Genomic DNA, 22,957 nt, shown 5'->3' with positions numbered 1-22,957 from the left:
TATTGCGAGGGGATGGAATATTCCTGCAGTGGTGCCACGAGCTGTGCTATGCAGGCTGCGGTGTTAACTGATCCATCCTCTCAAGCAGTCGTGTTAGGGGTTTATGGCGAGCGAAACCGCGCAAGAAATCACACCTGATCAGTTGTTTCAGCGAGCGGCGGCGCTGCATCAGCGGGGTCGCATTGATCTTGCGATCACGGCCTACCGCAAAATTCTTCAGATGGCGCCCGGGCATGTTGGGGGCTGGGGGAATCTCGGGGTGGCTCTGCGGACAAAGGGCGATTACGAAGCCGCCGTGGTTGCGTACAAGCGTGCCCTGGAGATCGTACCGGGAGACCCCGGCATTACCGGGAACCTGGGCAATGCCCTCAAGGATATCGACCGTCTGGACGAGGCGCTGGCGGCCCACCGCAGTGCCGCGGCGGCGCTGCCCGACGATTTCAATATCCGCTATAACCATGGCATCGCCCTGCGCGAAGCCGCGCGTTACGAAGAGGCCTTGGCCGAGCTGGAAGCCGCGATCGCCTTGAAGCCCGATGCTCCGCACCCGCAATGGGACCGGGCCATCGCTTTGCTGCATCTGGGACGCTTCGAGGAGGGCTGGGCGGCCTACGAGGCGCGCTGGAAAACCGGTGATCTGCCGGAACGCCCGAAGGCCGTGCCGCGCTGGCAGGGGGAAGTCTTCGAGGGAAAACGGCTTCTGGTTTTTGCCGAGCAGGGTTTTGGCGATTCGATCCTGACCAGCCGCCTTATCCCGCTGATCAAAGAGCGGGCGGGCGAGGGGTCCAATGCAGGCCGGGTCATTCTGGAATGTAAGGCGCCCCTGCAGGACCTTTTCTCTGAGATCGCGGGCATCGATCGCATGGTCGAGCCGGGCGAGGCAGTCGGCGACTACGACCTCGAAGTGCCGATCATGTCGTTGCCTGGGGTTTTCAATGTCTCCGACGATAGGCTACCGCCGCCGGCCAAACTGCACATCCCGGACTACGCGCGGAAAAAAGCCCGGGTGCTGCTGCGCCAGGATGACCGTTTCAAGGTCGGGATCGTCTGGTCGGGCAGCGTGACCTTCAAGGGCAACCGCAAACGCGCGGTCGGCGTCGAGAATTTCCTGCCTTTCGCCGAGGTGCCAGGTGTTGATCTCTATGCCTTGCAGAAGGGTCCGCGGTCGGGAGACCTGGAAGCCGCTGGCGCGGGTGCCGTGGTCACCGCCATCGGCGAGAAACTGGACAGTTTCGCGGAGACGGCGGCTGTGATCGAAGCCCTGGATCTGGTCATCATGACCGACAGTTCGGTCGCCCATCTGGCCGGGTCCCTCGGTCGTCCGATCTGGAACCTGCTCAACAAGGCGACCTATTGGCTTTACAGGGGCGAAGGCGAGACCACGCCCTGGTATCCCTCGATGAAGCTCTTCCGTCAGAAAGATGCAGGGGCCTGGGAGCCGGTGTTCGAGCGCGTCAAGGACGAGCTGGCAGAGGCGGTTGCCGCGAAGCGTGCCGGAAACTGGCCAAGGTAGTTTCGGTCTACGTTCGCGCGAGATAGCTGTCCAGCGTTCCCAGCAGTTCTGCCTTCCGTTCCGGAGAGGCAAAGGAGGCGGTCAGCGAATTGCGGGCCAGGAGCGCGAGTTCGTCTTTCGTGAGGCTCAGGGCGCTCTGCGTTTCCTTGTAGTTCTGATTGACGTAGCCGCCGAAATAGGCGGGATCATCGGAATTCAAGGTGGCGACCAGACCCGCGTCCAGCATTTGCCGCAAGGGGTGGTCGGCGAGATCCGTGACAACGGCGAGGCTCAGATTGGAGAGTGGGCAGACGGTGAGGGGCATGGCTTCGCGGGCCAGCCGTTCCACGAGGGCGGAATCTTCCAGAGCCCGGTTGCCGTGATCGATCCGGTCGACTTTCAACAGATCCAACGCATCCCTGACATATTCGGGCGGGCCTTCCTCGCCTGCGTGAGCGACGACTTTGAAGCCATCTGCACGGACGCGCGTAAAAACCCGTTCGAATTTCGCGGGCGGATGGCCTTTTTCGGAGGAATCCAGGCCGAACCCGGCAATCCGGTCCCTGTGGGGCAGAGCCATCTCGTAGGTCGCGATGGCGTCGTCCTCGCTGAGGTGCCTCAGGAAGCAGAGGATGAGCTCGCTGGTCAGCCCGAGTTCGTGCGCGGCGTCGGACAGGGCGGTGGTGATCCCGTCCAAGACCGTCTCAAAGGCAATGCCGCGCTCCGTATGGGTTTGAGGGTCGAAGAAGATTTCCGTATGGAGAACGCGGTCAGCATGGGCGCGCTTCAGATACGCCATGGTCAGGTCATAGAAGTCCTGCCGGGTGATCAGGACCTGAGCTCCCTGGTAGTAGAGGTCCAGAAACTCCTGCAGGTTCTTGAAGCTGTAGGCGGCGCGCAGCTCTTCGACCGATCCGTAAGGCAGGGCAATCCCATTGCGCTCCGCCAGGGCAAACATCAGTTCGGGCTCCAGGGTGCCCTCGATGTGCACGTGGAGTTCCGCCTTCGGCAATTCATCGATAAAGGCATTTAGGTCCGTCATCACATTTCTTTCTCTGCGCGCGCCCACGGTGTCTTGTGTGCCAACTTGAGGCGCAGGTCAATCCGTGAGCGCCATGAACGTGAGATCATTTAAGTCCGGCGCGGAGATTTTCTCTTGTGCCGCGATGAGGCAAAGCTCGTCTGTACCGCGCCGAAGGGTTTCATCAAGGACACCGTAAAGGGACGACATGGCACCCTGAAGGGCCTGGCCCGCATCCCCCTGGTTTCTGAGGAGCCGGCCCAGGAACAGGGCTGCGATAACATCGCCAGTCCCCTTGACCAGAGGCCCGAAGTCGAGTTTGGGTGTGGTTGCCAAATGGGCGCTCTGGCGGGTCACCACCAGAATTCCGATACGTTCTCTCTCAGGATCTCGAGCCTCAGTCGCATGAACCGGCTGAACCGGAATTGAGGTCACCATCACGATCTTGAGGTTTGTGCGGTTGTCGTTCAGCAAGTGCCGTGCTGCAGCCAGGGCCGTGCCCCGGTCGTAAACTTCGCGGTCTGCGAGGATGCCCAGTTCAAACAGGTTCGGTGTGATGATGTCTGCGGACTTTAATGCGCCAAAACGCATGAAGTCCGGAATCTCCGGGTGAACGTAGACGCCAGTGTCCTCATCACCCATGACGGGATCGCAGAGAAACAGCGCGCGTGGATTGGCCTGCCGCACGGACGCCACGGTTTCGAGCACGGCGTCCCCCAGTTCAGCCGTTCCCAGGTAACCCGAGAGAACGGCCTCGCAATCAGGGAAAACACCCCGGCGTTCGATGCCTTTGAGAACCTCGGCAACCTGTTCGGTCGCAAAGACCTCGCCGCTCCAGTCGCTGTAACCCAGATGGTTCGAAAACTGGAGACAATGAACCGGCCAGACGTCAAAACCCAGGCGTTGCAGGGGAAACACCGCCGCAGCATTGCCGACATGGCCATAGCAGACATGGGATTGGATGGAGAGAATAGACATCTAAACTTCGCTTTGCGCCGCGGGCAGGGGTTTGAATACTGTTGCGGCGTCAGTTTGAACAATAGAGGCAGTATTTCAACCTCTTAAGTTCTGAGACCCAGCCTTGGTCCTTTGACTCCTGGCGGTCTCGCGTTTCTTCATCCGCTGCAATGAATCGGATTGACTCTCCTCTCAATTCGACTGTATGGTTCGTTTGTTCAGTTATTTCTGTCATGAGAGAAATCCGAGAAAACAATGAAACTGACGCCTGTTATGGAGAAATACATTTTGCACTGGGGCGAAATGGGCACGCGCTGGGGTGTGAATCGCTCCGTGTCACAGGTTCATGCACTTCTGTATCTTCATGGCAAACCGATGTCGGCGGAGGAGATCGCGGACAGCCTCAACATGGCGCGCTCGAATGTCAGCAATAGTCTCAAGGAGCTGCTGACCTGGGGCCTCGCAAGCCGTACCCATGTCATGGGTGACCGGCGCGACCAGTTCCTGGTCAAGGGCGAAACCTGGGATATGCTGATGACCATTGTCGAAGGCCGGAAAGCACGGGAGATCGACCCGACCCTCACCATGCTCAGGCAATGCGTCGAGGAGGCCGAAGACGACAAGGAAACACCGGAAGACGTCAAGGCCCGTATCGCAGGTATCCTGGAGTTCATGGAGAACCTGACCGGATGGTATGAGCAGGTCAGCCGCTTGCCGAAGCCGGTTCTGATCAAGCTTATGAAGATGGGGCGCAAGGTGGCGAAACTGGTGACCAAGAAGTAAAAAAATTTGCTCTGTAATTTCTGTATATACAGAAATTACAGACTATACAGCCTCAATAGGTAGGAGGGAGAGATGGACGCAGGTAGCCTCATTCAGCCGGCATTGGAGCGGAAGGCCCGTCCGGCTTGGGCAGCCAGGTTTGCCCGATCCCTTAGCCGCAAGCCTTCGCGGCAAAGCGGCGTGGCACCGTCAGGTTCCGTCAAACAGGACTTTGCGGCGCTGGTGGGACCAGAGGGTTGGCTGCGGCTGTCTCCCCTGATCCGGTCGCGCTTCGCCTGCAGCGCCGGGATGAAGGATATCACCTACGAAGGCACGATGAAGTCTGTGCGCTGCTCGCGGACCGGTTACCTCCTGGCGCAGCTTTGCCGTTTGTTCGGCACACCCCTGGCGCCCTTCGAGGGCCGGGATATACCGATCGAAGTGCAGGTCCATGATGACCCCGAAAAGGGCGGCGTAGCCTGGGACCGGATTTATTTTTTTCCGGGCCGTAAGCCCATCACGGTGACCTCGACCAAGGTTTTTACCGGTGACGGAAAGATGCTGTTGGAATGCGTGGGCGGTGGCTTCGGCATGCGTCTGAAGGTCTTCGAACAGGACCGCAAGCTGCACTTTAGGAGCGAGTCCTACTTCTGGCGCTTTGCCGGTCTTACGGTCCGCCTGCCCGACTGGCTGACACCCGGGGTCGCTCATGTGGTCCACAGTGATCTGGGATCGGGCTGGTTCAGGTTCGAAATGACCATGCGGCACAGGCACCTGGGCGAGAGTTTTTACCAGGACGGTACCTTTAAGGAAAAGGAGTGATGCGATGCAGACGGCTCTTATTCTCTTTGCCATACAGGGGTTGATCGGCGCCTTCGACAATCTCTGGCACCACGAAATCACGGAGAAACTCTCTTCAAAGCCTAATGCGCGCGGCGAGCTGATCCTGCACACGATCCGTGAGTTCATCTATGCGGTAATCTTCGTCGGGATTGCCTGGTTTGCCTGGAACGGGTGGTGGGCGATCCTGCTGATGACCCTGATGGCTATTGAGGTCGTGGTCACGCTCTGGGATTTCGTGATCGAGGACCAGACCCGGAAGCTGCCGGGCTTCGAGCGGATCCTTCATACCCTTCTGGCAATCAATTTCGGCGCAATTCTGGCGTTTTTCCTGCCGGTTGCCGTCACTTGGAGCGCTGCCGAAACCGCTCTGACAGTGGTGAGCTATGGGCCGTTATCCTGGATCATGACCGCTTATGGGGTGGGTGTCTTCGGCTGGGCGCTTTACGACCTTTGGGTGGTCGTTCGCCTTTCGCTGCCGGACTGGAAGAGAAATCCGGTTCTGCCTGGTCACAAGCAAGAGCCGCTGAAGGTCCTGATCACAGGCGCCACCGGATTTGTCGGGAAAGTGCTTGTTCGGGCCCTGATCGCACGCGGCGACAAGCCGCTGGTGCTCGCGCGCAATCCGGCCAAGGCTGACTATCTCTTCGGACCTCATGCGGAGGTCGTCGAGGAACTGGATAGGATCCCTCCAGACCACAAGATTGATGCGGTGGTCAATCTGGCGGGTGCGCCGCTCTTGGGTGGCCTCTGGACGAAGCGCCGCAAGGAAAAACTGATCGCAAGCCGGGTCGAGACCACTCAGGGCCTGATCGCGTTGCTCCGTCGGCTTGAGCAAAAGCCTGAGGTTCTGATCAACGGGTCTGCTGTGGGGTATTATGGCCGGCGGGACGACGAGCTGTTGCGGGAAAACGCCAAACCCCAAGACATTTTTACGTCGAGGCTCTGCAAGGAATGGGAGCAAACCGCCAAACAAGCGGAAGCACTGGGTCTGCGCGTTTGTCTTCTGCGGATCGGACTTGTGTTCGGGCGCGGTGGCGGCGCTTTCCCGCAACTGGCCCGTCCTATCAAGCTGGGATTGGGTGCGATCATGGGCCATGGGCGCCAGTGGATGTCCTGGATCCATTTACAGGATCTGGTGGGTCTGATTCTCTTTGTGATCGATCGTAAGGATGTCGCTGGTCCCATCAATGCGACCGCGCCTGTGCCGGTGACCAATGAAGACTTTACCCGCAAACTGGCCCGGCAGGCCCGGCGTCCTGTCTTCCTGCGGGTGCCCGCCTTTGTGTTGCGGACGCTGTTGGGCGAGTTATCGGATCTCTTTATCGCCGGTCAGCGGGTCGTGCCGCAGCGTGCCGAGGGATACGGCTACAGATTCCGCTGGCCGGACCTTGAGGCGGCTTTGCCGAACCTGATGGGCAGCGACGTGTCCTCCTTGGAGCAAGGCCCAGAGGAGGATATCTGCTGGGTCTACTACGATGACGCTTGTGAAATCTGCGCGGGCGAGATCGGACACTACCGGCGGGAGGCGCTGCAACAAGGCCTTGGTATCGCCTTCCATGGCCTGAGCAGCGGAGAGCGGGCGCTGGCGGGTTATGGTCTGAACGAGGCTGACGCAAAGCGCCGTCTCTACGTCTACGATGGCGATGGCAGGCTGGTGAGTGGTATCGATGCCATGGCGGCCATCTGGGCACGGATTCCCAGATATCGATGGGCGGCGCGGCTGGTTCGCCGGCCCGTCCTCCATGGCGCAGCGGAACTGCTCTACGATGCCGTCGCAGTACCCATGCTGATGCTTTGGAACGCCTGTCGCGGTCGGCGCAATTCCGGGGCCGGGAGGAAGGTGATCCATGGCTGATACCCAGGCGCAACCGGAGGGGGATGACGTCAGCGATGCGTCATCCCCTTCGATGTACAGGCAAATCATCGGCGGAGACTATGACCGCCTGCCGCCGCTCGTGCGCAATATGCATGAGGTGAAAGGCCGTCATACCGCACGGGGGCGGGGCCGGGTCGAGCGAGGATCCAACTTTGCCGGCAGGCGCCTGGCGGATTTTCTGGGCATGCCGCCGGAGGCGGCGGACATTCCGGTCGAAACGACCTTTTTCCTGGACCAGGGCGCGGAGACCATCACGCGCAACTATAACGGTGCCATACTGATCACCCGGCAGGCGATCGCCAAAAGCCGGTCCGCAGTCGGGGAGGCCCTCTTGCTGGAGAAGTTTGGTCCGGTCGCACTTTTTCTCGCTTTGGAGGGAACCGAGGAGGGCATCACCTTTCATCTCCGGCGTTGTTCTCTGCTCGGGTTGAAGTTGCCCCGGATGCTCTCGCCCCGGCTGGTCGCGCGGGAGCAGGTGAGGGGTGGGCGCTATCACTATTTCGTCCGGATAGAGCTGCCGCTGATCGGCAGCTTGATTGAATACGAAGGTCTGTTGGAGCTGGAGAAAGCAACGAATTGAAACGCTTAAACCGCGCATGTTGCAGAGCAGCAATTGCCGCTTTATGTGGCTTGGCGTTTTGAATAAGGTCTGATCTCCAGCAATCAAGACGCCACGGGAAGACCTATGACCTCAACCGCCAGGCCGCGCCGTTCGGTCCTTTATATGCCCGGGTCCAACGCCCGCGCTCTTGAGAAGGGCCGGGGACTTCCCGCCGATTCCCTGATTCTTGACCTTGAAGACGCTGTGGCGCCCGATGCGAAGGAGCTGGCGCGTGAACAGATCGCTGCCGCGGTTGCCGCAGGCGGCTACGGCGCGCGCGAGATTGTCGTGCGGGTCAACGACCTGAAAACGCCCTGGGGCAAAGAAGATGTGAAGGAGATTGCCGCCTGCGGTGCGGATGCCATTTTGCTTCCCAAAGTCGAATCTGCCGCGATGGTTCAGGAACTCGAGGCGCTGATGGTGGCCTCGGGAGCACCGGAACACATGGCAATCATGTGTATGATGGAGACCCCTCTGGGTATGTTGCGCGCCGATGAGGTCGCCGGCTCCAGCAAACGCTTGTCCTGTCTGGTGATGGGGACCTCGGATCTGGTGAAGGACTTGCAGGCTGCTCACACGCCGGACCGACTGCCGGTTCTGACTTCGCTGGGGCTTTGCATTCTCGCGGCGCGCGCGCACGGGCTGGCCATCGTTGATGGCGTCCATCTCGATCTGCAGGACGATACCGGCTTCGCCGCATCCTGCGTTCAGGGCCGCGAACTGGGTTTTGACGGAAAGACCCTCATCCACCCGAAAACCATCGCCGCCGCAAATGAGGCTTTTGCGCCCAGTGCCGAGGACATTGCCTGGTCGCGCAAAATCATCGCCGCCCACAGCGAAGCGGCGGCTGAGGGAAAGGGTGTCGTTGTGGTTGACGGCAAGCTGATCGAAAACCTCCATGTCGAGAGTGCTCAGCGCCTCGTCTCCATGGCCGGTAAGATCGAGGAACTGGCGGCCGCGAACGCTGAGTAAGCCTGCGGGCGGTCGTTAAGGTTCCCTTCTCTCACTCAAAGAAGACAGGTATGTGTGCGATGAGTAAGACTAATCCGGGCAACTATTTCGAGGACTTCGCCCTGGGGCAGAAGCTTCCGCACGCGACGCCGCGTACGGTCACCGAGGGCGATCAGGCCCTTTATACGGCGCTTTACGGGTCGCGCTTCGCTCTGCAGTCTTCGGACGAGTTTGCGCGCAGTCTGGGTCTGCCGCGTGCACCCCTCGACGACCTGCTGGCCTTTCACGTGGTGTTCGGGAAGACCGTGCCGGATGTCTCGTTGAATGCCATCGCCAATCTGGGCTACGCCAACTGTGTCTTCGGCGCACCGGTCTATCCCGGTGATACGCTCTCAACCGAGAGTGTGGTCATTGGCTTGAAAGAGAACTCCAACGGTAAGACCGGGGTCGTTTATGTCAATTCGACGGGCGTCAATCAGCGCGGCGAGACTGTTTTGGATTACGTGCGCTGGGTGATGGTCCGCAAGCGCGACGAAGCCAGTCCGGCACCGTCCGCCAGCGTGCCGGAGTTGCCCAAGGCGGTTGCGGCCTCGGATTTGCTGATACCTGAGGGTCTCGATTTCGCAAAGTTCGATACCATGCTCGCCGGGGCGCCCCATCGCTGGGGCGACTACGAGGTGGGGGAGAAGGTCGACCATGTGGATGCCATGACCATCGAAGAAGCCGAACACCAGATGGCGACACGGCTCTACCAGAACACCGCCAAGGTGCACTTCAATCAGCATGTCGAAAAAGAGGGGCGTTTCGGGCGCCGCATCGTCTATGGCGGGCACGTGATCTCCCTGGCCCGTGCGCTCACCTTCAACGGTCTGGGCAACGCCGTCAAGATCGCTGCAATTAATGGCGGCGCGCATACGGCACCGAGCTTTGCGGGGGATACGATCTACGTCTGGTCGGAAGTGCTCGACAAAGTCGAGTTGCCGGGCCGCAGTGATCTGGGCGCGCTTCGCCTGCGCAGTATTGCCACGAAGGACCGGGCCTGCGCGGATTTCCCTGATCGTGGCGAGGACGGCCGGTTCGACCCCGCCGTCGTTTTGGATTTGGATTACACGATCTTTATGCCGCGCTGAATAGCGCTGTGCCGGGATGGGATCACATCCTGGCCGCAGAAGTTCGAGCTTGGCTGTCACATAAAAATGAAGCGCCGGGTGCAGAAGGGGCGAGCCCGCTGCGTTGCATCCCGTGAGGGACGCACCCCGACGCTTCGAGAGCCTTGCGGCCCAGCATTTGGAAGAGGCTGGGTGGTTTCGTATCCGGACGCTGGATATCAGACCTGGCGAAGCCGACACCGACATTGTCCAAAAACTCGGGCCCGAGGGCCCTCCATCACCCTATCGAAGGCACCAGCTCTACTCTCCGACCAACCGGTGTCACGGTCAGCGCGCGAACCAGAGGTCCACTGCCGCATTCCAGAACTTGACCGGACCAGCGCCAACCCGAAGGCCGGCATTTCCAGAGCCCCGCCAGAACAAAACCCCGAAGGCTTTTGTTCGGTCAGTCCCGCAAGATACAAGACCCTGCGAAACCTGGACCCCTTACACCTCTCCGAAGAGAAGCCAAGTCCGTCAACGGTGTCACCTCATCGCAGAGCGACGATGTGAACCCGACCGGGAGAACGAGGCGTGAGCCTTACGTGCTTCCGACATCGAAGCATCGATCCCGAGAGACTTTTGCTTCGACCGCCGGACAAACACCCCCGAAGGAGCTTTTGTCCTCGAAACCGCTTCAGAGCCTCTTCCGACGGTAAACCGCGAGAAGGGATGGTTCTGACACTGCTTCGACGCTTCCGCGTGCAAGAAAAGGTTCGCTTTTTTAACCATGATTTACAAGAAAGCTGTCGCGCATATTTCAAAAAACTTGTGTATGGAATCCCCTTTATTTCACACTGCATCCCCATTTTATTCACAGTATTATCCACAGTGCGCGCAGTGCAACATAGGTAGAATCCGGATAACTACTATATGTGGTGGTTGAGCTTTCCTTTGTGCCGCAAGTGATTATCATTCCTACCGCAATGCAAAAAAATTGGTGGTGTTGGGATGGCCCTCAAGTTGACTATTGTAGTGCCGGGGTCTAAATCAACTCGGGCGTTGAGACTTCGGTAAAGTATTTAACTCATAACGTATGCGTATGAGCTTAGAGTCGGGAAGAGTAGTCCATGGCAACAACAAATCGGCCACTATCGCCTCATCTGCAGGTCTATCGGCCACAGCTGACGTCGGTTTTATCCATTCTGCACCGGGGCACCGGGATCGCGCTCGCCGTCGGGACGCTGTTGCTGATCTATTGGCTGGCCGCCGCAGCCGGCGGGTCTGAGAGCTTTGCGCAGGCGCAAGGGCTCATTGGGTCGTGGGTCGGACGTCTGTTGCTGTTTGGCTGGACCTTCGCGCTCTTCTATCACCTCTGCAATGGCGTCCGGCACCTCTTTTGGGACGGCGGCTACGGTCTGGAACTGCCCGATGTCTATCGCTCGGGGTGGATGGTCGTCGCCGGCTCCTTTGCATTGACGGTTCTTTCCTGGCTCTTCGGTTACTTCGGAGGAGGCCTCTAATGTCACTTCGCTCTCCAATCGGCCGGGTTCGCGGCCTGGGTTCCGCCAAAGAAGGTGTTTCGCACTGGTGGTCGCAACGGATGACGGCTGTCGCGCTGGTACCGCTGACACTTTGGTTCGTGGCAGCTGTCACGAGTCATGTGGGCGCGGATCATGCCGAAATGGTCGCCTGGGTCGGTTCGCCCGTGACAGCCGGTCTCTTTATCCTGCTCATCGCTGCGACCTTTTACCACGCCTATCTGGGTCTCCAGGTGGTGATCGAGGACTATTTCCATAGTGAAGCGGCCAAGGTTGTGATCCTGGTACTGATCAAGGGCGCCTGTTTCGTTCTGGCGCTGATCGGTGTGCTTTCGGTTTTGACATTGCTTTTTGAGGGCTAAGACATGAGTTCCGCTGGCAACAACGCATCTAATGGCGCTTCTGCTGCCCCAGCTTACGAGATTGTCGATCACACCTATGACGTTGTTGTGATCGGCGCCGGTGGCGCGGGTCTGCGCGCGACACTAGGGCTGGCGGAAGCCGGTCTGAAAACCGCATGCATCTCGAAAGTCTTTCCGACCCGCAGTCACACTGTGGCGGCACAGGGCGGTGTTTCCGCTTCGCTGGGCAATATGGGTGAAGACGACTGGCGCTGGCACATGTACGACACCGTAAAGGGATCGGACTGGCTGGGCGATCAGGATGCGATCGAGTACATGGTGCGGGAAGCGGTTCCTGCCATCATCGAACTCGAGCACTACGGGATGCCCTTCAGCCGGACGGAAGACGGCAAAATCTATCAGCGGCCGTTTGGCGGCATGACCACCCGCTTTGGCGAAGGCATTGCGCAACGCACCTGCGCGGCGGCGGACCGGACCGGCCATGCCATGCTCCATACGCTTTACCAGCAGAGCCTTCGCCGCAATGCGGAGTTCTTTATCGAATACTTCGCTATTGACCTGATCATGGAAGACGGGTCCTGCCGCGGGGTCGTCGCCTGGAACCTGGATGACGGAACAATCCACCGTTTCCGGGCGCATCAGGTCATTCTGGCGACCGGCGGCTATGGCCGCGCCTACTTCTCCTGTACCGGCGCGCACACCTGCACCGGCGATGGAAGTGGCATGGCGCTTCGCGCCGGTCTCTACTGCCAGGATATGGAATTCGTGCAATTCCATCCGACAGGGATTTACGGCGCCGGAACGCTCATCACCGAGGGTGCCCGCGGCGAAGGCGGCTATCTGACCAACTCCGAAGGCGAGCGCTTCATGGAGCGTTATGCGCCTTCGGCCAAGGATCTGGCCAGCCGTGACGTGGTCAGCCGGGCCATGACCATGGAAATTCGTGACGGCCGCGGTGTTGGTGCGGAAAAAGATCATATCCATCTGCATCTGGAACATCTGGAACCGGCTCTGCTGCATGAACGACTGCCGGGTATTTCCGAATCTGCCCGGATCTTTGCCGGTGTTGACGTCACCAAGGAGCCGATCCCGGTCCTGCCGACCTGCCATTACAACATGGGCGGGGTTCCGGCCCTCCTGACCGGCGAAGTCGTCACCGAGAAAGACGGAGATGCCAACACGGTCGTGCCGGGGCTGATGGCGATCGGCGAAGCAGCCTGTGTCTCGGTCCATGGCGCCAACCGCCTCGGGTCGAACTCCCTTCTTGATCTCGTCGTGTTCGGCCGCTCGGCGGCCAAGCGCTGCGCCGAGATCCTGACCCCGGGCGAAAGTCACCGGCCTCTGCCCGCGGATTCCGCGGACTACGCACTGTCCCGCCTTGATAAGACGCGCCATGCCAAGGGCGAACTCCCAACGGCAGCATTGCGCCTTGAGATGCAACGCGCGATGCAGGGCCACGCTGCGGTGTTCCGCACCGGCGAGGTCCTGAGCGAAGGCGTCGAGAACCTGGCAACGGTCTGGGGCAAACGCGACTCACTGGGCATCCAGGATCGCTCGATGATCTGGAACTCGGACCTGGTCGAAGCGCTGGAACTGGATAATCTGATGTATCAGGCTTCGGTCACCATGGCTTCCGCGGCCAATCGCGAGGAGAGCCGCGGTGCCCATGCGCGCGAGGACTTCCCCGACCGGAACGATACCGACTGGATGAAACACACACTCGCGTCCTGTGACGAAAACGGCAAGGTGGACTTCGCTTACCGACCCGTCACTTTGAACACCATGACCAACGAAGTGCAGACCTTCCCGCCGAAAGCACGGGTTTATTAAGAGCTTTCGTTTTTGTGAGCAAGTTAAGTAAGACGAAGGCGTAAGGAGAGATCGATGGCTGAATTTGCCCTGCCGGCTAACTCAAAGCCCAAAGGCGGACAGACGCACCCGGTCACGGGTTCCGGAAAGAATGTGAAGACTTTCAAGGTCTATCGCTGGAATCCGGATGATGAAGCCAACCCCAGTATCGATACCTACCAGGTCGATATGGACGATTGCGGTCCCATGGTTCTGGACGCGCTGATCAAAATCAAAAACGAGACGGACTCCACCCTGACGTTCCGCCGGTCCTGCCGGGAGGGTGTCTGCGGGTCCTGCGCCATGAACATCGACGGCACCAATACGCTCGCCTGCACCAAATACATCAGCGATGTCGACGACGAGGTAAAGGTCTACCCCTTGCCGCATATGCCGGTGGTCAAAGACCTGGTGCCTGATCTCACTCATGTCTACGCCCAGTACACCTCGATCGAGCCCTGGCTGAAGTCGGCCTCGACCGCGCCCGAGCGCGAACGCCTGCAGAGCCCGGAGGAGCGTGAAAAACTCGATGGTCTCTGGGAGTGTATTCTGTGCTTCTGCTGCTCGACCTCCTGCCCCAGTTACTGGTGGAACGGCGACCGCTACCTGGGCCCGGCTATTCTGCTGCAGGCCTACCGCTGGATCGCGGACAGCCGGGATGAAGATACCGGCAGCCGTCTGGATAATCTGGAGGATCCTTTCCGCCTCTATCGCTGTCACACCATCATGAACTGCACCCGCACCTGCCCCAAGAGCCTCAATCCGGCCAAGGCAATTGCGGAGATCAAGAAGCTGATGGTCGAACGCCGGGGTTAAGAGATTTCGCGCGCACTTAGATCCGACGTGACTGAGAGAGCCCCGATCCGCTTTTGAACGAGCAGGTCGGGGTTTTTCCTTTTTAGACCCGGTTCAGCAGGCGCGCGCGGATCGTTCCCGGCAGGGTTCTGATCTCGGTCAGGATTTCGAAGGCGTTATCGACCTGACCTTCGGCATCCAAAACGACATAACCGATTTCTCCATTGGTCTGATAGTGCTGGGCGACGATGTTGATATCGTGCTTGGCAAAGACATCGTTCAGGCGCCCCAGTTCGCCCGGCTCATTGCGCTGAACCTGGATAAAGCGGGTTGCCGTCCCGCCGTTGGAGAGCTGGACCTGCGGAAAGTTCACCGCGCCCACCGTTGAGCCGATGTCCGAGTATTCGACGAATTTGCGCGCGACTTCTTCGCCGATGCGCTCCTGCGCTTCTTCGGTGGATCCGCCCACGTGCGGGGTCAGGATGACATTGTCGAGACCGCGCAGCGGGCTTACGAATTCCTCGCCGTTGGACTTGGGTTCGCTCGGAAAGACGTCTACCGCGGCACCTGCAAGATGACCGTCTCCCAACGCTGCGGCCAGGGCTGCGATATCGACCAACGTACCCCGGGCATTGTTGATCAGGAAACTGCCCGGCTTCATGGCCCGGATTTCCCTCTCTCCGAAAATATTCTTGGTGTCGGGTGTTTCGGGCAGATGCAGAGAAACCACGTCCGCGCGCGCCAGCAGCGCCTTCAGGCTTTCCATCGGCGCCGTGTTACCGTGGCGCAGTTTATCGGCCTGGTCGAAGTAAATGACCGCCATGCCCATGGCCTCGGCGATAACTGCGAGCTGCGATCCTATGTTGCCGTAACCGACGATCCCAAGAGTCTTGCCACGGATTTCGCGGCTGCCGGCGGCTGATTTGGACCAGCGGCCGCCGTGGGCCGCGCTGGATTTCTGAAAGGTGCCGCGCATCAGCATAACGATCTCGGCGATCGTCAGTTCGGCGACGCTGCGGGTGTTGGAGAAGGGCGCGTTGAAAACAGGAATGCCGCGGGCCGTCGCCGCGTCCAGGTCGACCTGATTGGTTCCAACGGAAAAGCAGCCGACGGCAACCAGGGTGTCCGCGGCCTCCAGAACGTCCTTGGTCAGCTGCGAACGGGAGCGGATGCCCAGCATGTGAACGCCCTTGAGAGCTTCGGTCAGGGCATCCTTATCCAGGGCCGTGGCCAGATGCTCGATATTATCGTAACCGGCGGCTTCCAGAATGGCGGGAGCCGTGGGCGATATTCCCTCCAGCAGTAGGCAACGGATCTGGTGTTTGGGTCGGGAGAGGCCCTTGTTCATGATGTTCCTTTAACGTGACTTCGGCTGGCCGCGCGCTGGGCACCTGCGCTTCGGCGCGCGCTGCGGCAGGGATGACGAGGCTTGTGTTATAGCCATTCCCCCCATGAGATCAATGCCTCCGAGGCGGCCTGATCGTATAAAGTCAAATGATCCCGCTGATTGCCCATTCGGCGCCGAAATTCCGACTGTGCCAGCCATGAAATGCGCCGTGTCGGAGCGACGTCACCAGAGAAAGTGGTATGGTCAATTTACGGCAATTGGATCTTTTTGATATGCCACTCTTCCCGTAGCTCTCTCGTTCGCACAGACCAGTCACGTGACAACTCGAGAAAGCGCAAGCCATGTTTGTTCCCGAAAGTTTCGCTCTCACCGATCCGGAAGAGATCAGGCGGACCATCGTCGAGCATGATTTCGGTCTTCTGGTCATCGGGGGATCCCATGCCGCGCCCACAGCGGCGCATCTGCCGTTCCTGCTGGACGAAACGGCAGGCCCAAAAGGAAGGTTGCTGGGTCACATGGCGCGGCCCAACAGGCAGTGGCGCGATCTCGAAGCCATGTCCGGGGGCGGCGAGGTTCTGGTGGTTTTTCAGGGACCGCACAGTTACATCTCGCCAGCGTGGTACGGCCCCGAGGCTAAAGCGGTGCCGACCTGGAACTACACCGCCGTGCATGTCTATGGGCGCCCGCAAATCCTGCGCGCGCCGGCGGAGGTCATGGACCTGCTAGAAAAGCTGGTGGAAAAGCAGGAATCCTTGCAGGAACAGCCCTGGACCCTCGACCGCCTGGAGCGCCGCTTTGTGGAGGGAATGAGCCGCGGCATCGTCTGTTTCGAGATTCTGATAACGCGGGTCGAGGCCAAGGCGAAACTCTCCCAGAACAAAGCGCCCGAAATGCAGCGCAATGCGATTGAGGTGCTGGCTGAGCGCGACACCGACGCCCGGGCAATCGCCGGACTCATGGCGCGGAATCTGGCGGAATAAAGCGGTCTCGAGTGAATCCTGCAACCTAATGTAGATTCAACTCGCATCTGTAACTTGTGCTTGCAGGTTGATTCCGCTTAGCCTGAGCTCTGCGGAGTAAATGAGGTGAAACTATGCTGCGGCGTGCTTTTTTTGGTTTGGGGTTCCTGTTTGCATTGGCGGTTTTGGGGGCGCCTCTGCAGGCTGCAGACGATCCGGCAACGAAGATAAAAAACGGTGTTGAAAAATTTCTGATTTCGATTTTTGTGGACGACCCGGAAATCGATCTGCTTTACGCGCTCTCAGTGGAACCGGCAGGCGATTGGTATCAGGTTCTTATCCAAGATATGAAAGTTCGAGAGCAGGGCGTGGTCGAAGACTTTCCGATTGGTGACGTTACGTTTCTCGTAAAACCAGAGGGGGAAGTCGACTATCGTTTCAAGGATGTCCGAATTCCTGAGGAGTTCCGGGCAGGCTCCCTGGCCGAAGGGTCGGCACCAACGGTCTTGCGCATTGGGCTGGAACGTTTGAACGGCGTGATCTCCTCTGAAACCGAGGAGCTCTCAGAGTTGGATTTTCTAAGCCGGAACTTCCTGTTCGATATCGAAAAGCCGGTTGAGGGCGGCGCCTATAACGAGGTTCATCAGAACACGATCCGGATTGCCGAGATGTCGATCGCCCTGACGACAGAGATGACGGGCGAGAACGCCGCCTCGCAGGGAGTGGACTTCAAGATTGCGGACCTGTCCGTCTCAGCATCGGATCAGCGGAGCGACTTCGGGATTGGCGAGCTTAGCGCTGACTTTGACCTTGCAACGTCCGACTTTGCGGCCGAATCGGCTAAAATGACCAAGGTTTTCGATCTTTTTTCCGAAGCCGAGGAGGTCGATGACCAAATCCTGCTTCAGGTGCTGCGCACCTGGTTTGGCGGCGTGGACAATACGGAGTCACTCTCCGGGGAGTTCAGGCTGCAGGATATCAGCTATGACGATCCCGAAACAAAGTTCGCCATGGCGGATATGACAATCAGCATGGATGCGCCTGAAGCCGGGCAAGACCTCATAACCATCTCCCAGTTGCTGTCCGTTCGCGGATTTTCTCTTTCAAAACCGGGAGATCCGGTCGCTGAGTCCGGCTTGAAGCTTCTGCCCCGGCGCTGGACCGTTCCTTTTACGCTGAAGCGTTATCCGATGGCCGCGATCCACGCAGCCTATGGCGAGACCTTTGCTCAACTTTCTTCACTCGATCTGTTGAGCCAGGGATCGCCGGTTGTTGGTATACTCCAGGAAAGAATGACCGAGATCATGTTGGAGGCCGGCACGATCATGTCCTTTGACGGCCAATCGATCGAGTCCGATCTGGTTTCAGCGACGTTGGATGGAAACCTTCAGTTTGACGCGAACAATCCTCTCCAACTGACCGGTCTCGTAAGCGCCGAAATTCAGGGCTTGATGCAGTTGTTTGAAGCATCCCAGTCAGTTCAGGATCCCCAGGTCGCGCAACAGGTCATGCAGGGGACGATGGTTCTCCTGTCGAGCGGCGAGACGGTCCCAGGCGGTCAGGTGCCCTCTGTGACGAATTATGTCGTGGAATTCAAACCGGAGGGTGCGGTTTTTCTGAACGGCAACCAGGTGCATCCCCCGCCCGCCGCTGCACAGTAAGGCTGTGTGCCCGGCTTTGACGGGCGGGTGAAACAAGCAACGGCCTCCTTGTCGCCGCGGATCAAATTGGCGGCAGACAAGGGGGCCGTCGGCGTTTTAGCGAAGGCCGCGCGCATTCGGCGGCAGCAGCTAAATGATGATGAGACTGTGAGCTTGCCGGGTTGACAGCACCCGAGTCCGCGTCAGGAGATGTTGATTTCGCCGTCGATGTCGTGGGACAGGCCGACCGCTTCGATTTTGAGCGTGACCTTGGCCTGAACGCTGCTTTTCCCGCTGAGGCTTCCGTTTTCATGGGCGGCGCGGACGGCCTGCTCGATCTCGCGCTGAGAAGTCACGCCGACCTTTTTCAGGAATTTCCGCAGAGACATGTTGAAGGCATCTTCATCCATTTGCTTTCTCCTTATTCGCTCCGGACCGCTGTCCGGCTTGTTCGAGTGACAAAAACCATGCGGGAAAGGCTTGAGCAATGCCTTTTTAGCCGAGACACTCAGCCAGACCATTTGCCGCAGGCGGGTTGGATATCGGGAAAATGCCCCCCTACATGTCTGCTCTTGCCTGCGGCAGATCAGAGCGTAGTCTGAACTCGTAAACACCTTCGCCAGAGGACCAAGATGTCGAAAGTTGCTATCGTCACCGGCGGCGCCAGAGGAATCGGTGCCGCCATCTCAAAGCTTGCTGCCGCGCGCGGCTACGCGGTCTGCGTGAATTATCAATCGAACGCGTCGGCGGCCGAGGAGGTCGTCGGTGAGATAACGGCACAGGGTGGCCGCGCGATTGGCATCCAGGCTGATGTCTCGAAAGCTGATGACGTCAGCCGCCTCTTCACGGAGAGCGCGCGCGCGTTGGGTGAGGTTACGGCTCTGGTGAACAATGCCGGTATTACCGGCAGGATCAGCCGGTTGGATGAGACCGACCCGGAGACCATGCAGCAAACAATCGATATCAACGTTATGGGCGTCATGCTCTGTTCCCGTGAAGCCGTCTTACGAATGTCCGGTAAGCACGGTGGCGCGGGCGGCGGGATCGTCTCGATTTCCTCGGGTGCGGCGACACTCGGCAGCCCCGGCGAGTTCGTCTGGTACGCCGCGTCCAAAGGTGCGGTCGATAGCTTTACCCTGGGCCTTTCCAAAGAGGTTACAGGCGAGGGCATTCGGGTCAATGCCGTGTCGCCAGGCTTGACCGAGACCGAATTGCATGCGTCCGGCGGCGAGCCGGGCCGGGTGGCCCGCCTTGAATCTGTCGTTCCGATCGGCCGGGCTGCGACACCTGACGAGGTCGCGCAAGCGGCTCTCTGGCTCTTGTCGGAAGAGGCTTCATATGTCAGCGGCGCCATTCTGCGCTGTGCCGGTGGCCGTTAAAGCAGGAAACCATCGTTCCGGCGGGGCAAAGCAGTCCTTGTCACTTGCGGCGCGCTGTGCTTTTACCTGCAGCCTATGCGTATTCTTTTCATTACCTCGAACCGGATCGGCGACGCGGTTCAATCGACCGGTATTCTATCCGCTCTGATCGAGCGTCATCCGGGCGCGGAGATAACCGTGGCCGCCGGGGCGGTCTGCGCGCCACTCTTTGAAGCTGTGCCCGGATTGCAGCGTCTGTTGCCGATGAAGAAGCGTAAGCATGCCGGTCATTGGCGCGATCTTTGGTGGCAGTGTGTCGGCACCCGCTGGGATCTGGTTGTCGACCTGCGCGCATCCAAGTTTTCCTGGACAGTGCGCTGCAGACGCAGCCTGACCGTGACCTCGAAACTCGACGACGAGCCGCGCGTGCTCGAGCTGGCCCGTCTGATCGGCGAGGAAGCAAACCCACCCGCCCCCAAGATCTGGCTCGCGGTAGAGCACGAGCGGGCGGCTCTTGAGGCGATCCCGGATGGCGACCCCGTGCTGGCCGTTGGTCCGACGGCCAATTGGATCGGCAAAACGTGGATGTTGGAACGCTTTGTGGATCTGGCGCGCAGGTTGACGGGACCTGCGGGACCTCTGCAAGGGGCGCGGTTGGCTGTGCTCGGTGCGCCGGGCGAAGAAGCGCAGGCGGCCGCTTTGATGCATGCTTTGCCTGCGAACAGGACCATCGATCTGGTGGGTAAGGCGGGTCTTCTGACGACGGCGGCCTGTCTCAAACGCTGCGTGTTCTTTGTCGGCAACGACAGTGGACTGATGCATATGTCAGCCGCTGTCGGCGTGCCCACACTAGGCTTGTTCGGGCCGAGTTCGGAACGCCGCTATGGTCCTTGGGGTGCCCACTGCGGCTTCGTGCGGACGCCGGAAAGCCTGGATGAAATCATCAACCAGCCCGGTTATCACCACACTTTGCCGAAAAGCTGGATGACCAGTCTTCAAACCGACTCTGTCGAGGAGGCTGCCCTTGCCTTGATGCAAAGACTGAATGTGGGGTCAGCGGCGCAGGGGTAACAGCGGTTCGCAAGCATCGGTCACCTCGGTGAGTGTCAGGTCTTCGAGGGTCGGTCGCCGCAGGATCGTCACTTCAGCACCGCGCGGGCTGACTTTTGCCGGATCCGACTCGTGAGAGAAGAGGGATACCAGCGGACAGCCCGCGGGCGCGATCAGGTGCATCGGGCCTGTGTCGTTGCCGACGGTGAGCGCCGCGGACTTGGCCAGGGTCGCGATTTGAAGCAGGCTGGTCCGACCACAGAGGTTGAGGGCGCTTGGGCAGACCGCAGATATCAGTTCCAGTGATTCTTGTTCCGCGGCGGTGCCCAGAAGCACAGGCGTGTATCCACGCGTCACGATCCAGGCCGCGAGTTCGGCATAGCGCTCCATAGGCCAGCGTTTCGCCGGTCGGTGCGGCGCGCCGCCGGGGACCAACAGCACGTAACCGTCCGGCACCGCAAACCCGGTCACGTCCTCGTTGGCGAAGGTCAGATCGGCCGGGGCGATGTCTGTGATACCGGCCAGTGCGAGCTGCTGCGCTTCACGGGTCGAGATGTGCAAGACCTGATCGCCGGGCTGCAGATAGCGGTGTGAGCAACCCGCGACCTTACCAACCCATTCGGGTTTGGGCTGACCGATCAGGCGAAAGTAAAAACCCGATCTATCGCTGCGTTGCAGGTCGTATACCCGGTCGAACCGCCCTGAACGCAGTTGCGCGCGTAGGGCGACGAGCGAGGGAAGTTGCCAGATACGTGGACGGCTATCCAGCAAGATCTCATCGAAGAGGCCGCTGGCCTTCGCCAGTGGCTGGTAGGGTTTTGTCGTCAGGAGCGTGATTCTGGCATCGCGGTGGTGTTTTCGAATGGCTTGACAGGCCCCGAGAGACAATACGAAATCGCCCAGGGCGCTCAGCTTTATGATCAGGATCTGTTCGGAATTGGCCATTGCGTCCTCTTAACACCGATATCCCGCATACCGCAAATCCGGTTTTGCGAGCGCGACAGGTGACGAGACGACAAGAATACCTTACTAACGGGAAGCTAACATGGAGCTGCCCGCCGACGCCGGTGGACATTCGATGCACAGGCCGAAAAGCGATCCCAGACGGCACTTATGACTGACGGACCTCTCTTTACCTACCGAGCGAAGCGCGCCGCCGGTGAACTCAACCGCGACCCGGGTCAGGAACTGGCGGCTGAGAAGCTTCAAAGCCTGCACAACGCCCTTAAAAACTATCAGCTCTCCAGCGGGCGCGTTGGATGGAAGGAGCGTCTTGGCCTCGCCCAGCGCCGGGTTGAACCGCCGCAGGGTCTCTACATATTCGGCGGGGTCGGCACCGGCAAGTCCATGCTGATGGACGTCTTCTTTGAATCGGCCCCTTGCGAGAGCAAGCGGCGGGTGCATTTCCATGCCTTCATGCAGGAGGTTCAGGACCGCTTGCATATCTGGCGTGAAAAAACCAAAGGGGCGAAAGCGGATCCGCTTCCCGACCTCGCCGCGGAGATTGCCAAGCAGGCAACGCTGCTCTGCTTCGACGAATTCCATGTGGTCAATATTGCCGACGCGATGATCCTCGGCCGTCTGTTCGAAACACTGTTCGAGCGGGGCGTTGTCGTGGTAACGACCTCCAACTGGCCGCCGGACCGTCTCTACGAGGGCGGACTCCAGCGTGATCGCTTCCTGCCTTTTGTTGATCTTCTGAAGCAGAGGCTCGACGTGCTGGAGTTGGACTCCGGCGTTGACTACCGGCGTCACCGCATGCGGAACCTGCCTGTTTATTACGCACCGCTGGGACCGCGGGCATCGGCGTCCCTGGAAGATGCTTTCAAGCAATTGACCGATGGCGCTGTCGCCGCGCCAACTTCACTGCATTTCAAAGGCCGCAGTCTGCCGGTTTCGATGGCGGCGCGGGGGGTGGCGCGCTTTACCTTCGACGAGCTTTGCGCCAAACCGCTGGGGGCGGGCGACTACCTGGCGATTGCCGTCCAGTTTCATTCCGTCATCCTGTCCGGTGTCCCCGCCCTGGGACCTGAGAACCGGGACCAGGCGCGGCGTTTCATGACCCTGATTGATGCCCTCTACGAGCACCGGGTCAATCTCGTGATATCGGCTGAAGCGCCGCCCGAGCGGCTTTACCCGACCGGCGATGGGGCATTTGAGTTCGAGCGCACGGTCAGCCGCCTGCAGGAAATGCGCTCCAGCGAGTACATCGCACTTGAACATCTGACATGATTTTTGACTATGACGATGCTTTCTGAGCCGGAGGTGATTACGCCTGGTTGTGGCCGAAATCCACCGTTTTCACTTACCTTTTGTTATGCTTCCCGCGTTAAAACATAAAAAGCGTTCAATCTTTTGTGGCAAGTCCTGGAAACCGGCCCAGTTTGCTTGCCCTTAAAACGGATTCGCGTTAGTTAACCGTAATATATTCAGGGCGTGGAGACCGCCATGCCCGCATCGCTCCG

At 59.5% G+C, this 22,957-nt stretch carries 21 protein-coding genes; 16 read left to right on the top strand and 5 right to left on the bottom strand.

Annotated features, from left to right (window positions below; translation table 11 throughout):
• The first annotated feature begins 103 nt into the window (after nt 1–103).
• A complete protein-coding gene (locus FKG95_RS12780; RefSeq protein WP_142896779.1) occupies nt 104–1,513 on the top strand; it encodes a tetratricopeptide repeat protein in 1,410 nt (469 codons plus the stop codon).
• 7 nt (nt 1,514–1,520) lie between these two features.
• Here FKG95_RS12780 and FKG95_RS12775 read toward each other — a convergent pair whose 3' ends face one another.
• Together FKG95_RS12775 and pdxY are read right to left on the bottom strand one after the other, a co-directional pair.
• Nucleotides 1,521–2,534, bottom strand: coding sequence for an adenosine deaminase (locus tag FKG95_RS12775; protein ID WP_142896778.1), 1,014 nt, complete (start codon nt 2,532–2,534; stop codon nt 1,521–1,523).
• Nucleotides 2,535–2,591: 57 nt separating this feature from the next.
• The gene (gene pdxY / locus FKG95_RS12770; RefSeq protein ID WP_142896777.1) at nt 2,592–3,491 is read right to left on the bottom strand and encodes a pyridoxal kinase PdxY; all 900 of its coding nucleotides are present in this window, start codon (nt 3,489–3,491) and stop codon (nt 2,592–2,594) included.
• Between the two features lie 234 nt (nt 3,492–3,725).
• On the opposite strand from pdxY, the gene FKG95_RS12765 reads away from it, so the two are divergent.
• The 10 genes from FKG95_RS12765 (at nt 3,726) to FKG95_RS12720 (ending at nt 14,158) form a co-directional block, all read left to right on the top strand.
• Nucleotides 3,726–4,253, top strand: coding sequence for a GbsR/MarR family transcriptional regulator (locus FKG95_RS12765; RefSeq protein WP_142896776.1), 528 nt, complete (start codon nt 3,726–3,728; stop codon nt 4,251–4,253).
• A 72-nt stretch (nt 4,254–4,325) separates the two neighbouring features.
• The gene (locus FKG95_RS12760; RefSeq protein WP_142896775.1) at nt 4,326–5,054 is read left to right on the top strand and encodes a DUF4166 domain-containing protein; all 729 of its coding nucleotides are present in this window, start codon (nt 4,326–4,328) and stop codon (nt 5,052–5,054) included.
• 4 nt (nt 5,055–5,058) lie between these two features.
• Entirely contained in the window at nt 5,059–6,930 is a 1,872-nt protein-coding gene (locus FKG95_RS12755) for a TIGR01777 family oxidoreductase (RefSeq protein WP_142896774.1), read from the top strand.
• A complete protein-coding gene (locus FKG95_RS12750; protein ID WP_142896773.1) occupies nt 6,923–7,531 on the top strand; it encodes a DUF4166 domain-containing protein in 609 nt (202 codons plus the stop codon). The genes FKG95_RS12755 and FKG95_RS12750 overlap by 8 nt, the downstream gene beginning before the upstream one ends.
• Nucleotides 7,532–7,636: 105 nt before the next feature.
• On the top strand, nt 7,637–8,524 hold the full coding sequence (locus FKG95_RS12745; RefSeq protein ID WP_142896772.1) for an HpcH/HpaI aldolase/citrate lyase family protein: 888 nt from the start codon (nt 7,637–7,639) through the stop codon (nt 8,522–8,524).
• A 59-nt stretch (nt 8,525–8,583) separates the two neighbouring features.
• On the top strand, nt 8,584–9,633 hold the full coding sequence (locus FKG95_RS12740; protein ID WP_142896771.1) for a MaoC family dehydratase: 1,050 nt from the start codon (nt 8,584–8,586) through the stop codon (nt 9,631–9,633).
• 1,088 nt (nt 9,634–10,721) lie between these two features.
• Nucleotides 10,722–11,114, top strand: coding sequence for a succinate dehydrogenase, cytochrome b556 subunit (gene sdhC, locus FKG95_RS12735; RefSeq protein WP_142896770.1), 393 nt, complete (start codon nt 10,722–10,724; stop codon nt 11,112–11,114).
• Nucleotides 11,114–11,494, top strand: coding sequence for a succinate dehydrogenase, hydrophobic membrane anchor protein (gene sdhD, locus FKG95_RS12730; RefSeq protein WP_142896769.1), 381 nt, complete (start codon nt 11,114–11,116; stop codon nt 11,492–11,494). The genes sdhC and sdhD overlap by 1 nt, the downstream gene beginning before the upstream one ends.
• 3 nt (nt 11,495–11,497) lie before the next feature.
• Nucleotides 11,498–13,324 (top strand): succinate dehydrogenase flavoprotein subunit, encoded by a 1,827-nt coding sequence (gene sdhA / locus FKG95_RS12725; RefSeq protein WP_142896768.1) that lies wholly within the window; start codon nt 11,498–11,500, stop codon nt 13,322–13,324.
• A gap of 54 nt (nt 13,325–13,378) precedes the next feature.
• Complete coding sequence (locus FKG95_RS12720; protein ID WP_142896767.1) at nt 13,379–14,158, top strand: succinate dehydrogenase iron-sulfur subunit; 780 nt, start codon at nt 13,379–13,381, stop codon at nt 14,156–14,158.
• 82 nt (nt 14,159–14,240) lie between these two features.
• Here FKG95_RS12720 and serA read toward each other — a convergent pair whose 3' ends face one another.
• A complete protein-coding gene (gene serA / locus FKG95_RS12715; protein ID WP_142896766.1) occupies nt 14,241–15,485 on the bottom strand; it encodes a phosphoglycerate dehydrogenase in 1,245 nt (414 codons plus the stop codon).
• A 341-nt stretch (nt 15,486–15,826) separates the two neighbouring features.
• Here serA and FKG95_RS12710 point away from each other — a divergent pair, with 341 nt between their 5' ends.
• Both FKG95_RS12710 and FKG95_RS12705 read left to right on the top strand, forming a co-directional pair.
• Nucleotides 15,827–16,465, top strand: coding sequence for an FMN-binding negative transcriptional regulator (locus FKG95_RS12710; RefSeq protein WP_142896765.1), 639 nt, complete (start codon nt 15,827–15,829; stop codon nt 16,463–16,465).
• Between the two features lie 113 nt (nt 16,466–16,578).
• Nucleotides 16,579–18,105, top strand: coding sequence for a hypothetical protein (locus FKG95_RS12705; protein ID WP_142896764.1), 1,527 nt, complete (start codon nt 16,579–16,581; stop codon nt 18,103–18,105).
• A gap of 182 nt (nt 18,106–18,287) precedes the next feature.
• Here the strand turns inward: FKG95_RS12705 and FKG95_RS12700 are convergent, their stop codons facing one another.
• Nucleotides 18,288–18,494: a DUF6494 family protein gene (locus tag FKG95_RS12700; RefSeq protein WP_142896763.1), complete on the bottom strand. Its 207-nt coding sequence runs from the start codon at nt 18,492–18,494 to the stop codon at nt 18,288–18,290.
• Nucleotides 18,495–18,716: 222 nt separating this feature from the next.
• Between FKG95_RS12700 and FKG95_RS12695 the strand changes: the two genes are divergently transcribed.
• Both FKG95_RS12695 and FKG95_RS12690 read left to right on the top strand, forming a co-directional pair.
• Complete coding sequence (locus FKG95_RS12695) at nt 18,717–19,463, top strand: SDR family oxidoreductase (RefSeq protein WP_142896762.1); 747 nt, start codon at nt 18,717–18,719, stop codon at nt 19,461–19,463.
• A gap of 75 nt (nt 19,464–19,538) precedes the next feature.
• A complete protein-coding gene (locus FKG95_RS12690; RefSeq protein WP_142896761.1) occupies nt 19,539–20,513 on the top strand; it encodes a glycosyltransferase family 9 protein in 975 nt (324 codons plus the stop codon).
• Here the strand turns inward: FKG95_RS12690 and FKG95_RS12685 are convergent.
• Entirely contained in the window at nt 20,496–21,437 is a 942-nt protein-coding gene (locus tag FKG95_RS12685) for a glycosyltransferase family 9 protein (protein ID WP_142896760.1), read from the bottom strand. The two genes, FKG95_RS12690 and FKG95_RS12685, sit on opposite strands and share 18 nt — an antisense overlap.
• A gap of 168 nt (nt 21,438–21,605) precedes the next feature.
• On the opposite strand from FKG95_RS12685, the gene zapE reads away from it, so the two are divergent.
• A complete protein-coding gene (gene zapE / locus FKG95_RS12680; RefSeq protein WP_142896759.1) occupies nt 21,606–22,724 on the top strand; it encodes a cell division protein ZapE in 1,119 nt (372 codons plus the stop codon).
• Nucleotides 22,725–22,957: the final 233 nt, after the last annotated feature.

The organism is Denitrobaculum tricleocarpae (assembly GCF_007004665.1).
Classification (GTDB): domain Bacteria; phylum Pseudomonadota; class Alphaproteobacteria; order Kiloniellales; family Kiloniellaceae; genus Denitrobaculum; species Denitrobaculum tricleocarpae.
Note: the sequence above shows the minus strand (reverse complement) of the source record. Positions and strands in the feature narration are given on the sequence as shown.